Raw genomic sequence first — 12135 nt, forward strand, 5'->3', positions numbered from 1 at the left:
TTCAGCAAGACCGACACCCAGGAGCTCGGGCACAACCAGCTCGTCATCCGGGTGCAGCCCGACGAGGGCGTCACGCTGAAGTTCGGGTCCAAGGTGCCGGGCAGCGCGATGGAGGTCCGCGACGTCGCCATGGACTTCCTCTACGGCGAGGCGTTCACCGAGTCCTCGCCCGAGGCCTACGAACGGCTCATCCTCGACGTCCTGATCGGCGACGCGACCCTGTTCCCGCGCAGCGAGGAGGTCGAGGCGTCGTGGCGCGTCATCGACCCGTTGGAGAGCTTTTGGCAGGGTCAGGAGCCCTACCTGTACCGCGCGGGCGAGTGGGGGCCCAAGGAGTCCGACGAGATGCTGGCCAGCGACGGCCGGCAGTGGAGAAGGCCCTGATGACGACGTTGTGGGACACCACGGGAACCGCCGTGGTCAAGGCGCTGGCCGCCGAGCGCCGCACCGGCGGGGCGGTCACGAGCGGCATCGCGCTGACCCTGGTCATCGTCGTCGACCACAAGGACGTCGAGGCCGCCGAGGAAGCCGCCTCGCTCGCCGCGAGTCGGCATCCGATGCGCATGCTGATGGTCATCCGCCGCCACATCGACGCCCCGGTCCCCCGCCTCGACGCCGAGGTCACGATGGGCGGCCGGCTCGGGCCCGGTGAGTCGGTGGTGCTGCGGATGTACGGCCGCCTCGCGCTGCACGCCGAGTCGGTGACCCTGCCGCTGCTCGCGCCCGACGCGCCCGTCGTCACCTGGTGGTACGGCGAGGCGCCGGAGAAGATCGCCTACGACCCGCTCGGCGTCTTCGCCGAGCGCCGCATCACCGACGTGTTGCGCTCGTCCGACCCGAACGCGGCCCTGCAGCGACGCGCCGAGGACTTCGCCCCCGGCGACACCGACCTCGCCTGGACGCGCCTGACCCCGTGGCGCGCCGCGCTCGCCTCCGCCTTCGACGGGGCGACCGCCGCACCGACCGGCGTCGTCGTGCACGGCGGCGTCAACGAGCCCTCGGCCCGGCTGCTCGCGGGTTGGCTGACCGCTCGCCTGCACCTGGACGTCGACATCGACGGTGTCGACGACGAGCCGGTGCGTGGCGTCGACGTCTTCTTCGACGACGACCGCACGACCCGCGCCACCGTCGAGGGCACCAACCTGGTGCTGCGCCGCGAGGGTCAGCAGGACTCCTTCATGCCCTTCGGTGAGCGCCCCCTCGGCGAGTTGCTGGCCGAGGAGCTCAAGCGGCTCGACCACGACGCCATCTACGCCGAGGCGCTGGCGACGGTCACCGGCGTCGAGGGCATCGAGCAGCGCAGCCCGCACCGCAAGCACATCTGGTACGACCCGGCCACCGGCGAGGTCGTCGACCGGTCGACACGAACGAAGAAGGCGGAGAAAGCATGAGCGAGGCTTGCGGAGCGAGCCAGAGGCATGGCGTCTCCGCATGCCCGAACGGAGTGAGGGCATGAGCGACGCTTGCGGAGCGAACCAGAGGCATGGCGTCTCCGCGTGCCCGAACGGAGTGAGGGCATGAGCTCCGAACCCGAGGTGGTGCTGCACGACGACGCCGACCAGCTCGCCGAGCGCACCGCGGAACGCGCGGTCAGCGCTCTCGGCCTCGCCCTCGACGAGCGTTCCGAGGCGCATCTGGTCGTCACCGGCGGATCGATCCTGGAGGCCGTCCTCGCCGGCCTGGTCACCGCCACCGAGCGCGCCCCGATCGACTGGTCCCGCGTGCACGTCTGGTGGGGTGACGAGCGCTACGTCCCGTCGGGCGACGACGACCGCAACGACCGACCGGCCAGGGCCAAGGCGTTCGACCACCTCCGGGTGTCCGCGGACCATCTGCACCCCATGCCCGCGTCGGACGCGGGGTTCGGTGACGACCTCGACGCGGCTGCGGCCTCCTACGCCGGTGAGCTCGCGGCCGCGGTCGCGAAGTCCGACGCCGACGACTCGGACTCGGACACCGCTGCCGACACCGACGTCCCCGCCTTCGATGTCGTCCTGCTCGGGCTGGGCCCGGACGGCCACTGCGCGTCGCTGTTCCCGGGCCATCCCGGCACCCGGGTGTCCGACGCCTCCGTCATCGGCGTACGCGAGTCCCCCAAGCCGCCGCCGAACCGGCTGTCGCTGACCTTCCCCGCCCTCGACGCCGCTCGCGAGATCTGGGTCGTGGCCTCCGGCGACGGCAAGGCCGACGCGGTGGCCCGGGCGCTCGGCGGCGCACCGCGCGAGGAGGTGCCGGCCGCCGGGGCACGCGGCACCGAGCGCACGCTGTGGTTGATCGACCGCGCCGCAGCATCGCGACTGCGGGACCGCACCGGCTGATTTCCGGTCAATTGCCGAATTCCCCCAAATTAGTACGCACTTCCTCCTTGTGTGACAGCGGACTCTCAGGCCAGAGTGCAGGAACACGGGCAAACCGCCCGTCGTAGTCCCGACCCCCCACTCTGGGAGCCTGCGTGCCACAAGCACAACGCCGTCGCCTCTTGATCAGTCTCACCGCCGGTGCCGCCGCAGTCGGCACCGCCGCCGGGGTCGCCCTCGCCGCCCCGGCCACCGCCGCACCGACTCCCAGCACCGGGAGTTCGGCAGCCACCAAGTCCGTCATCGTGGTCCTCCGTGACCAGGTGACGTCGCTGCCGGCCAACCGCACGCACGTGAACAGCCGCCGAGCCAAGGTCACCAAAGACCAGAACGCCGTGCTGGGTTCGGTGCGGGGCACGAAGGCCAAGGTGCACCACTACACGTCGCTCAACGCGGTGTCGCTCAAGGTCGACCCGACCCAGGCCGCCCAGCTCGCGAGCAACCCCGCCGTCGCCGCGGTGCTGCCGGACACCAAGATCAGTGTCCCGGCCGCCCAGCCGAAGGTCGTGAACAGCGGCGCCAAGCCGCACGCGGTCGCCGCTCCCCCGGCCGGCGCCTGCCCGACCGACCCGGCCAAGCCGATCCTCGAGCCCGAGGCCCTGTCCGACACCCACACCGCCTCGGACGACCCGAACGCCAAGACCGCCCAGCAGCTCGCGAACGGCGCCGGCACCAAGGTCGCCTACATCGCCGACGCCATCAACCCGGACATCCCCGACCTCATCCGGGCCGACGGCACCCATGTGATCACCGACTACAAGGCGTTCTCGGCCGACGGCCCGACGCCGAACGACGGTGGCGCCGAGGCCTTCGGCGACGCGTCCTCCATCGCCGCGCAGGGCCGGGTCAGCTACGACCTCTCGCAGTTCGTCAACTCCAACTACGCGCTGCCCAAGGGCTGCAACATCCGCGTGCTCGGCATGGCGCCCGGTGCCAGCATCGTGGCGCTGAAGACGGACTTCTACACCTCGTCCATCATCCAGGCCATCGACTACGCGGTCAGCGTCGCGCACGTCGACGTGCTCAACGAGTCCTTCGGAGGCAACGGCACGCCGGACACGTCGGCCAAGAACGCCATCCAGGCGTTCAACGACATGGCCGTCGACGCCGGGACCACCGTGACGGCTTCCAGCGGCGATGCGGGCACCACCGGCACGATCGGCAGCCCCGCCACCGACCCGAAAGTCATCTCGGTCGCGGCGAGCACCAACAACCGCGGTTACGCCCAGACCGGCTACGCCGGCGCGCGCACCTTCTCGAACGGAAAGTGGATCAACGACGAGATCAGCTCGCTGTCCTCGGGTGGGTTCACCCAGGCCGGCGGAACGGTGGACATCACCGCACCGGGTGAGTCCGGCTGGGCACTCTGCGACAAGAACACCACCTCCGGTGAGTGCGCGAACTACAACGGCACCAACTCCGACGTGCAGCTGTTCGGTGGCACCAGCCAGTCGGCACCGCTGACCGCGGGCGCTGCGGCCCTGGTCATTCAGGCCTACCGCTCCACCCACCGGGGCAACAGCCCGTCACCGGCCCTGGTCAAGCGGTTCCTCACCAGCACGGCGACCGACCTCGGCCTGCCGCCCTACGAGCAGGGCGCCGGTCTGCTCGACTCCCGCGCCGCGGTCGAGGCCGCGCTGACCTACAAGGCCAAGGAGGCCGCCCCGGCCGGCGTCGGCTCGAACGTGCTGACCTCGACCTCCCAGGTCGACGTGTCCGGGGCTCCCGGGTCGCACAAGACCGTGAAGGTCGGCGTGACGAACGCCGGCACCAAGAAGGTCACGGTCGCCACCAGCACCCGTGACTTCACCACCGTCGGCACGGACACCGAGAGCACGACCCTGGACGCCAACAGCACGCAGACGTTCCCGTACCCGACCACCGGTGCGCCGTGGGTCTACAAGAAGATCAATTTCACGGTTCCGGCCGGTACCGACCGGTTGGCCGGGAACATGATCTGGCAGGGCGCTGCTCGCACCGTCGGCACCACCAGCGTCACCCCGGTGGTGCGCGTGACCCTCATCGACCCGTCGGGCGCCTACGTCGCGAACAGCCGCCCGCAGGGCGGCGCGGTGTCGGCGAACTACGCCAACCTCGACGTTCGGGCTCCGGCAGCCGGAAAGTGGACGGCGGTGCTGTACACCGTGGCCGGCGCTTCCGGCTACAGCGGTCCGGTCACCTTCCGGGCCACCGCCCAGCGGGCCACCGCAGTGGGCACCGTCAGCCCGGCCGTCACCACGCTCAAGCCGGGCCAGACCAAGAACGTCAAGGTGGGCCTGACCCTGCCGGCCTCCAGCGGTGACAACTCCCAGGCCATCACGATCGCCAGCTCCGGCGGGCACACCACCGCCGTGGCCGTCGTGGAGCGGGCCGTCGTCGCGACGAAGTCCGGTTCGGGCAGCTTCACCGGCACGATCACCGGTGGCAACGCCCGTGCGGGCGCCCCGGCCGGGACGTTCACGTACGCCTTCGACGTCGCCAAGGGCAGGAAGAACGTCAACGTCGGCATCAAGCTGGCCACCGACAAGCGCTACCTGCTCGAGGGCGTGCTCGTGTCCCCGAGCGGCGAGGTGGCGGCGGTCGACGGCAACCGCGTCGTCGACCCGACGACCGACACCATCTCGGCGCAGAGCCAGGCGCTGCAGATGACGGCCGTCAACCCCATCGCCGGACGGTGGCGGGTGGTGATCCTGATCGTCAACCCGGTTCCGGGGGCGGCGCTGACCGAGAACTTCACCGGCACCATCGCCTTCGACAAGATCAACGTCTTCTCCGCCGGGGTTCCCACCTCGCCCAGCACCACCCTGGCCAGGGGCAAGGCGACCACCGGCACGCTCACCGTTACGAACAACGGCATCGCTGCGATGAACGTGCAGGTCGACCCGCGGACGAACAAGGTCCAGAACATTCCGCTGACCTCACCGTTCGGTTCGCAGAACCTGACCCTGCCCGGCCCGTCGGAGGCGGACTTCCTGGTGCCACCGAACACGCTGGCGCTCACCGGCACCTCGGCGTCCTCCTACCCGGCGTTGATCGAGATGACGCCGGGCACGCAGGGCATCGACCTCGTCGGTGACCTCAAGGACGGCCAGAACGGGGACACCATCTCCACCGTCACCGACACCCCGTCGGCCGGCCCGGTGTCCACCGGCCTCTGGTACCTGCTCGCCGACCAGGTGGGCGCGTTCGGACCCGAGGGCGCACCCGCCGGCACCACGCACATCGACCTCAGCGCACGCACGCTGGGCTTCGACCGCGCGGTGACCTCCTCGACCGGTGACTTCTACGACGTGGTCACCGACCCGACGGCCGACATCGGCAGCGCGGTGACGATCAATCCGGGTGAGACCAAGTCGATCACGGTGACGATCACGCCGAACGCGAAGGTCGGCACGAAGGTCAGCGGGGTGCTGAATGTGTACACCCCGCCGAGCTTCGCCTTCCCGAGCTTCAACACCACCGGCGACGTGCTCGCCTCGCTGCCCTACAGCTACACCGTGGGCAAGTAACACCTCAACCCTCCCCGAGTTGTCCGCGCTTCGCCTCGCCCGACGGCGTCGAGGCGCGGACAACTCGGGGAGGGCGACACATCACAGAACGCGAAAGGGCCCGTCCGGAGTGATCCGGACGGGCCCTTTCGCGTGGTCGATCGGTACTACTCGCCGCGACGGGCGCGGAGCCGGCCCAGCGCCTCCTCGAGGATCGCGGCGCCGTCCTCGTCGCTGCGCCGCTCCTTCACGTAGGCGAGGTGGGTCTTGTAGGGCTCGTTGCGCGGCGCCGACGGCGGAGCGTCGGACTGACGGCCGGCCGGGTACCCGCACCGCGGGCAGTCCCAGGTGTCGGGCAACGCGGCGTCGACCGCGAAGGCCGGGCGTACCTCGTGGCCGTTGGCACAGAAGAAAGACACCAGTTGACGGGGTGCGGACTCGCCACGCTCGTTCTCGCCCATCGGCCCGGCGCCCACTCGGCTGCCCCGGATCGCGCTACCACCTGCCACGTACGTCACCCCTCCACATCGGTCGAACAGTTCAGGCGCCCGCAGCCGGGGCGCAGGTCAGGTGTTGCGGGTCAGGCGTTCTTGTACAGCAGGCCGAGGCCGACGATGCAGATGGCCCACACCGCGCCGGCGATGATGGTGAGGCGGTCCAGGTTGCGCTCGACGACCGAGGACCCGGACAGGCTGGAGTAGAAGGACCCGCCGAGCATCGAGGACAGCCCGCCGCCCTTTCCGCGGTGCAGCAGCACGAGCACGATGAGCATCAGGCTCGCGATGGTGAGCACGATGGACAGCGTCAGGATCATGTCGCAACCTTCGATGTGCGGGTACGGGCCGCGGTCCGGCGAGAACCGCGCACCTAGGTTACCTGGCCGGTCGGTCAGGTGGTCGGGGCCGGTTCCCCCGCGACGATGCAGATGCGGGCGAACTCGTCGGCGTCGAGGCTGGCTCCCCCGACCAGGGCACCGTCGACGTCCGGACGGCCCAGCAGCTCGGCGGCGTTCCCGGCCTTGACCGACCCGCCGTAGAGCACCCGGACCGCGTCCGCCAACTCCGGCGAGTAGAGCTCCCCGAGGGTGGCCCGCAGGGCGGCGCAGACCTCCTGCGCGTCGTCGGGAGTGGCCACCTCACCCGTCCCGATCGCCCAGATCGGTTCGTAGGCGACGACCAGGGTCTCGGCCTGGTCGGCGGTGACGCCGTCCAGCGCGGCCCGCAGCTGGGCGGTGACGTGCTGCACGTGGTCGTCGGCCTGCCGCACCTCGAGGCTCTCCCCGACGCACAGGATCGGGACGACGGCGTTGCGGTAGGCCGCGACGACCTTGCTGTTCACGGTGGCGTCGTCCTCGCCGTGGTGTTCACGACGCTCCGAGTGCCCGACGACCACGTAGGTGCACCCGAGCTTGGCCAGCATCGGGCCGCCGACGTCGCCGGTGTAGGCGCCGGAGTCGTGCGGCGAGAGGTCCTGGGCGCCGAACCGGATCGGTACCTGGTCGCCGTCGATGAGGGTCTGCACGCTGCGCAGGTCGACAAACGGCGGGAGGACGGCGACCTCGACGCGGGTGGTCTGCTCCTCGGTCAGGCTGAAGATGAGCTTCTGCACCAGGGCGATGGCCTCGAGGTGGTTGTAGTTCATCTTCCAGTTGCCGGCGATCAGCGGCAGCCGCCCGGGCGGACGGGCGGCACCGCCGGCGCGGCGGTCGGCCTTCGGCACGTCAGTTCGCTTCGTCCAGAACGGTGACACCCGGCAGGTCCTTGCCCTCGAGGTACTCCAGCGACGCACCGCCACCGGTCGAGATGTGGCCGAACGCGTTCTCGTCGAGGTGCAGGGCCCGTACGGCGGCCGCCGAGTCGCCGCCGCCGACGACGGACAGGCCGGGTGTGGCGGCAACGGCCTCGGCGACACCCTTGGTGCCGGCCGCGAACGGAGCCACCTCGAACACGCCCATCGGGCCGTTCCAGAACACGGTCTGCGCACCGTCCAGGGCGGCGGCGAACGCCGCGACCGAGGCGGGGCCGATGTCGAGGCCCTTGCCGCCACCCGGGATGGCGTCGGCGGCCACGATCTCGCTGGCGGCGTCGTCGGCGATGTCGTCGGCCACCACGACGTCGACGGGCAGCACGATCTTGTCGCCGGACTCCTCGAGCAGCCGCCGGCAGGTATCGATCTGGTCGCGCTCGAGCAGGGAGTCACCGACCCCGTGACCCTGCGCGGCCAGAAACGTGAAGCACATGCCGCCGCCGACCAGCAGCGTGTCGACCTTCGGCAGCAGCGACTCGATGACGGCCAGCTTGTCGCTGACCTTCGACCCACCCAGCACGACCACGTACGGACGGGCCGGGTCGCCGGTGAGCCGGCCGAGCACGGCGAGCTCGTCGCGCACCAGGTCGCCGCAGTAGTGCGGCAGCAACGTCGCGACGTCGTACACCGAGGCGTGCTTGCGGTGCACCGCGCCGAAGGCGTCCTCGACGAAGGCGCCGCCGCCGTCCTCGCCGCCGGTCAGCTCGGCGAGCGCGCGGGCGAACTCGAGGCGCTCGGCGTCGTCCTTGCTGGTCTCGCCCGCGTTGAAGCGGACGTTCTCCAGCAGCAGCAGCTGACCGTCGCCGAGGCCGTCGGCCAGCAACCGCGCGCTCTCGCCGACGGTGTCGAGTGCGAACTCGACCGGGCGGCCCAGCAGCTGGGCGAGCCGGTCGGCGACCGGCGACAGCGAGAACTCCGGGTCGGGCGCACCCTGCGGCCGGCCGAGGTGCGCGGTGACGATGACGCGGGCGCCGTGGTCGAGCAGCTTCTCCAGCACCGGCAGGGAGGCCCGGATGCGGCCGTCGTCGGCCACGACCGCGGCGCCGTGCTGGCCGGACCCCAACGGCACGTTGAGATCCGAGCGCACGAGCACGCGGCGGCCGGCGACGCCGACCTTGAGCAGGTCGTCGAGCGTGCGCATCCCCGCGGTCAGAGGGAGGCGCCGACGAGCGCGGTCAGGTCGACGAGCCGGTTGGAGTAACCCCACTCGTTGTCGTACCAGCCGACGACCTTCACCTGGTTGCCGATCACCTTGGTGAGCCCCGCGTCGAAGATGCACGACGCCGGGTCCGTGACGATGTCGCTGCTGACGATCGGCGCGTCGGTGTAGCTGAGGTAGCCCTTGAGCGGGCCGTCGGCGGCCGCGCGGTAGGCGTCCTTGATCTGGTCGACGGTCGCCTCGGCGCCCAGCGTCACCGTGAGGTCGGTGGCCGAGCCGGTCGGGATCGGCACCCGGAGCGCGTAGCCGTCGAGCTTGCCCTTCAGCTCGGGCAGGACGAGCCCGATCGCCTTCGCGGCGCCGGTGCTGGTCGGCACGATGTTCAGGGCGGCGGCCCGGGCCCGGCGCAGGTCCTTGTGCGGGCCGTCCTGCAGGTTCTGGTCCTGGGTGTAGGCGTGGATGGTGGTCATCAATCCGCGCTCGATGCCCCACGCGTCGTTGAGCACCTTGGCCAGCGGGCCCAGGCAGTTCGTGGTGCAGCTGGCGTTCGAGATGACGGTGTGCTTCGCCGCGTCGTAGTCGCCGTCGTTGACGCCCATGACGATGGTGACGTCCTCGTTGCTCGCCGGCGCCGAGATGATGACCTTCTTGGCGCCGCCCTCGACGTGCACCTTGGCCTTCGTGGCGTCGGTGAAGATGCCGGTGGACTCGATGACGACGTCGGCGCCGATGTCACCCCAGGGCAGTTCCTTGGGGTCGCGCAGGGCGAACGCCTTGAAGGCTTTCCCGTCGACGCTGATCTCGTCCTCGGTGGAGCTCACCTCGCCGGGGAAGCGACCCAGGATCGAGTCGTATTTGAGCAGGTGGGCGAGCGTGGCGTTGTCGGTGAGGTCGTTGACGCCGACGATCTCGACGTCGGCCCCGGACGCGGCCACGGCGCGGAAGAAGTTGCGGCCGATGCGGCCGAATCCGTTGATGCCGACACGAACGGTCACTGCGTTGCTCCTCGGGAAGGTCTGCGGTCTTCCCCACGAGCCTATCGGGTGCGCTACCGGCCTGTGTCCGGCGTCACCGGCAGGTGCTCTCGAGCCCACAACGCGGCCGACGTCCGGTCGCCGACACCGATGCGACGGAACACGTTGCCGAGATGGACCTTCACGGTGCGTTCGGCGATCCCGAGGTGGCGCGCGATCTGCTTGTTGGGCATGCCGGTCGCCGCCAGGCGCAGCACCTCGGTCTCTCGCGCACTCAACCCCGGATCCGGTGCGCCGCCGCGTTCGGGGAGCAAGGCGCCCGCGACGCGGGGGTCCAGCGGCGAGTGCCCGGCGGCGGCCGAGCGCACCGCGGCCAGCAGCTCGTCGGGTTCGCAGTCCTTGAGGACGTAGCCCACCGCGCCGGCAGCCATCGCGGCGCGCACCCGGGCCCGCTCCCCGAACGAGGTGAGCACGACGACCCGCGGTCCGCCCGCGCGCTCGGACAGCGACCTGGTGGCCTGCACCCCGTCCATGCCCGGCATCGAGAGGTCCATGAGCACGACATCGACCTCGACGTCGACCGCCAAGGCGCCGGGCCCGTCCTTGGCCTCGGCGACGACCTCGACGTCCGGGGCGCCACCGAGCAGGCTCACGAGACCGGCGCGGACCATCGGGTGGTCGTCGACCAGCAGCACGCGGATCACGTGGTGATCTCCATCCGCCACGCCGTCCCGCGACCCGGTGCCGTACTGAGCGAGAGCACGGCGTCCGCGTCCCGCGCGGCGTCGGCGACGAGGCTGAGCCCGAAGTGCCCGTCCGGTCGGTTGCTCGGATCGAACCCCACTCCGTCGTCGGTGACGGTCAGGACGACGCCGCTCCGGTCCCGGCGCAGCGAGACGCGCGCGGCCGGCGCACCCGAGTGCGCGGCCGCGTTGCGCAACGCCTCCTGCGCCAAGCGGAACGCGGCCTGGACGGAACGTGCGTCCAGTGCGGCGACGGCAGCCGGGTCGAGGTCGAACTCGACGTCGACGGGCAGGCCGACGGCGAGGTCACGCAACGCGCGCTCCAGCCCGGCGTCGTGCAGATTGGGCGGGTAGAGCTCGACGAGCAGCGAACGCATGCCGGCGATGCTCGACCGCACCGCGGCCGCGGCGTCGTGCAGACGGGCGGCGTCCGCCGGCTCGCGACTCGCCGCGGCCGTACCGGACACCGTCAGCGAGGCGGCGACCAGGTCCTGCACGACCCCGTCGTGCAGACCCGCGGCGATGCGCCGACGCTCGTCCACCGAGGCGTCGACGGCCCGGCGGAGACTGTCCTCACGCTGGCGTTGCGCTCGCCGGGTTCGCGCCACCAGCGTCCAGGCCAGGGGGACGAGCAGGACGACCACCGCGACGATGCTGCTCACCGTGATGCCGGCAAAACCGCGCCACAACTGTGCGGCTCGGTCGCTGACCCTGGCGTAGCGGTAGTACGCCTCGAACAACACCGGGCGGCCGCTGGGCGTCCACACCGGCCGATGCACCTCCAGGAGCCGACCGTGGCCGCGCTCGAAGCGGTTCTCGGGCTCGTCGAGGTCCGTGACGTCGGCGCGCACCTGCGGGTCGGACAGCGAGCGCCGCGCGCCGGCGTCGAGGTCGAACGTGCGGCCGACGAGCCGCGGCTCGTCGGAGTAGAGGATGCGTCCGGCCGGTGACCAGATCTTGACGCGCAGGAGATCGGCCGACAGCACGCGGCGGCGGACCAGCCCGTCCAGGGCTGCAGCTGCCGACGTGCTGGTGGCCATCGCGTCGGTGAGGGCCGGTTGCACCACGCTGTCGGCCAGGACGTTCGTCAGCTCCGCGGCCTGGTGCACGGACTCGTTCTCGGCCGAGCGCCGGCTGATCAGCGCGCCGACCAGGCCCACCCCGACCAGGACCACGAGCGTCGCGGCGGCCATCTGCAGCAGGACTCTGCGCAGGCGCGGGACGTCCGCGGTCCCGGGGCCTCCGCGGCCGCCCGTCAGGACGACCCACGGAGGTCGCGCCGGCGCAGCCGCGGGCACAGGGCCCGCCGTGCCGGTCGCGAAGGGGGTGGACATGGCGGGCGGTCAGCCGTCCTTGCCGTGGTGCCCGTGGGTCGCGTCGTCGCCGCCGTGTCCGCCGTGGTCGTCGCCGGGCTCGGTGTGGGTGCCGCGATCGTCACCGGGCTCGGTGTGGGTGCCACGATCGTCACCGGGCTTGTTGTGGACCGAGCTCGGAGCCCGGGTGACCGTGGCGCTGCGGATGGTCACCGAGGTCGACCGCGAGCCACCGTGCCGGCCGCGGTCGTCACCCGGTTCGGTGTGCCGGCCGCGGTCGTCACCCGGTTCGGTG

The 12135-nt window shown here is 71.3% G+C and carries 10 protein-coding genes and 2 pseudogenes; 4 read left to right on the forward strand and 8 right to left on the reverse strand.

What is annotated here, in order from left to right; genetic code table 11:
- The 4 genes and pseudogenes from ACFFCA_RS05820 to ACFFCA_RS05835 all read left to right on the forward strand — a co-directional run.
- Positions 1 to 384: pseudogene (locus ACFFCA_RS05820) on the forward strand (glucose-6-phosphate dehydrogenase); the annotation flags it as partial.
- Positions 384 to 1391: a glucose-6-phosphate dehydrogenase assembly protein OpcA gene (locus ACFFCA_RS05825; protein ID WP_375482729.1), complete on the forward strand. Its 1008-nt coding sequence runs from the start codon at positions 384 to 386 to the stop codon at positions 1389 to 1391. The pseudogene ACFFCA_RS05820 and the gene ACFFCA_RS05825, both read left to right, overlap by 1 nt.
- Positions 1392 to 1517: 126 nt before the next feature.
- The gene (pgl, locus tag ACFFCA_RS05830; protein ID WP_375482731.1) at positions 1518 to 2318 is read left to right on the forward strand and encodes a 6-phosphogluconolactonase; all 801 of its coding nucleotides are present in this window, start codon (positions 1518 to 1520) and stop codon (positions 2316 to 2318) included.
- Between the two features lie 161 nt (positions 2319 to 2479).
- Positions 2480 to 5866 carry a protease inhibitor I9 family protein gene (locus ACFFCA_RS05835; protein WP_375482733.1) on the forward strand — a complete coding sequence of 1129 codons (3387 nt, stop codon included), beginning with the start codon at positions 2480 to 2482 and terminating at the stop codon, positions 5864 to 5866.
- A 146-nt stretch (positions 5867 to 6012) separates the two neighbouring features.
- Here ACFFCA_RS05835 and ACFFCA_RS05840 read toward each other — a convergent pair whose 3' ends face one another.
- The 8 genes and pseudogenes from ACFFCA_RS05840 to ACFFCA_RS05875 all read right to left on the reverse strand — a co-directional run.
- Entirely contained in the window at positions 6013 to 6354 is a 342-nt protein-coding gene (locus ACFFCA_RS05840) for an RNA polymerase-binding protein RbpA (protein ID WP_375482924.1), read from the reverse strand.
- A gap of 71 nt (positions 6355 to 6425) precedes the next feature.
- Entirely contained in the window at positions 6426 to 6659 is a 234-nt protein-coding gene (gene secG, locus ACFFCA_RS05845) for a preprotein translocase subunit SecG (RefSeq protein ID WP_375482735.1), read from the reverse strand.
- Between the two features lie 74 nt (positions 6660 to 6733).
- Complete coding sequence (tpiA, locus tag ACFFCA_RS05850) at positions 6734 to 7564, reverse strand: triose-phosphate isomerase (protein ID WP_375482737.1); 831 nt, start codon at positions 7562 to 7564, stop codon at positions 6734 to 6736.
- 1 nt (position 7565) lies between these two features.
- Complete coding sequence (locus ACFFCA_RS05855; protein WP_375482739.1) at positions 7566 to 8792, reverse strand: phosphoglycerate kinase; 1227 nt, start codon at positions 8790 to 8792, stop codon at positions 7566 to 7568.
- Positions 8793 to 8800: 8 nt separating this feature from the next.
- Entirely contained in the window at positions 8801 to 9805 is a 1005-nt protein-coding gene (gene gap / locus ACFFCA_RS05860; protein WP_375482741.1) for a type I glyceraldehyde-3-phosphate dehydrogenase, read from the reverse strand.
- 53 nt (positions 9806 to 9858) lie between these two features.
- Complete coding sequence (locus tag ACFFCA_RS05865) at positions 9859 to 10488, reverse strand: response regulator (RefSeq protein ID WP_375482743.1); 630 nt, start codon at positions 10486 to 10488, stop codon at positions 9859 to 9861.
- Positions 10485 to 11720, reverse strand: a complete 1236-nt coding sequence (locus ACFFCA_RS05870; protein ID WP_375482745.1) for a sensor histidine kinase — start codon at positions 11718 to 11720, stop codon at positions 10485 to 10487. Before ACFFCA_RS05870 ends, ACFFCA_RS05865 begins: the two co-directional genes overlap by 4 nt.
- Before the next feature lie 150 nt (positions 11721 to 11870).
- Positions 11871 to 12135: pseudogene (locus ACFFCA_RS05875) on the reverse strand (hypothetical protein); the annotation flags it as partial.

Origin of the sequence: uncultured Jatrophihabitans sp. (genome assembly GCF_964252635.1) — a bacterium.
Lineage (GTDB): Bacteria > Actinomycetota > Actinomycetes > Mycobacteriales > Jatrophihabitantaceae > Jatrophihabitans.

Excerpts from the sequence above, each read along its gene's own strand:
- ACFFCA_RS05825 (WP_375482729.1), top strand. The coding sequence starts at position 384 with ATGACGACGTTGTGGGACACCACGGGAACCGCCGTGGTCAAGGCGCTG.
- pgl (WP_375482731.1), top strand. The coding sequence starts at position 1,518 with ATGAGCTCCGAACCCGAGGTGGTGCTGCACGACGACGCCGACCAGCTC.
- secG (WP_375482735.1), bottom strand. The coding sequence starts at position 6,659 with ATGATCCTGACGCTGTCCATCGTGCTCACCATCGCGAGCCTGATGCTC.
- ACFFCA_RS05855 (WP_375482739.1), bottom strand. The coding sequence starts at position 8,792 with ATGCGCACGCTCGACGACCTGCTCAAGGTCGGCGTCGCCGGCCGCCGC.
- ACFFCA_RS05870 (WP_375482745.1), bottom strand. The coding sequence starts at position 11,720 with ATGGCCGCCGCGACGCTCGTGGTCCTGGTCGGGGTGGGCCTGGTCGGC.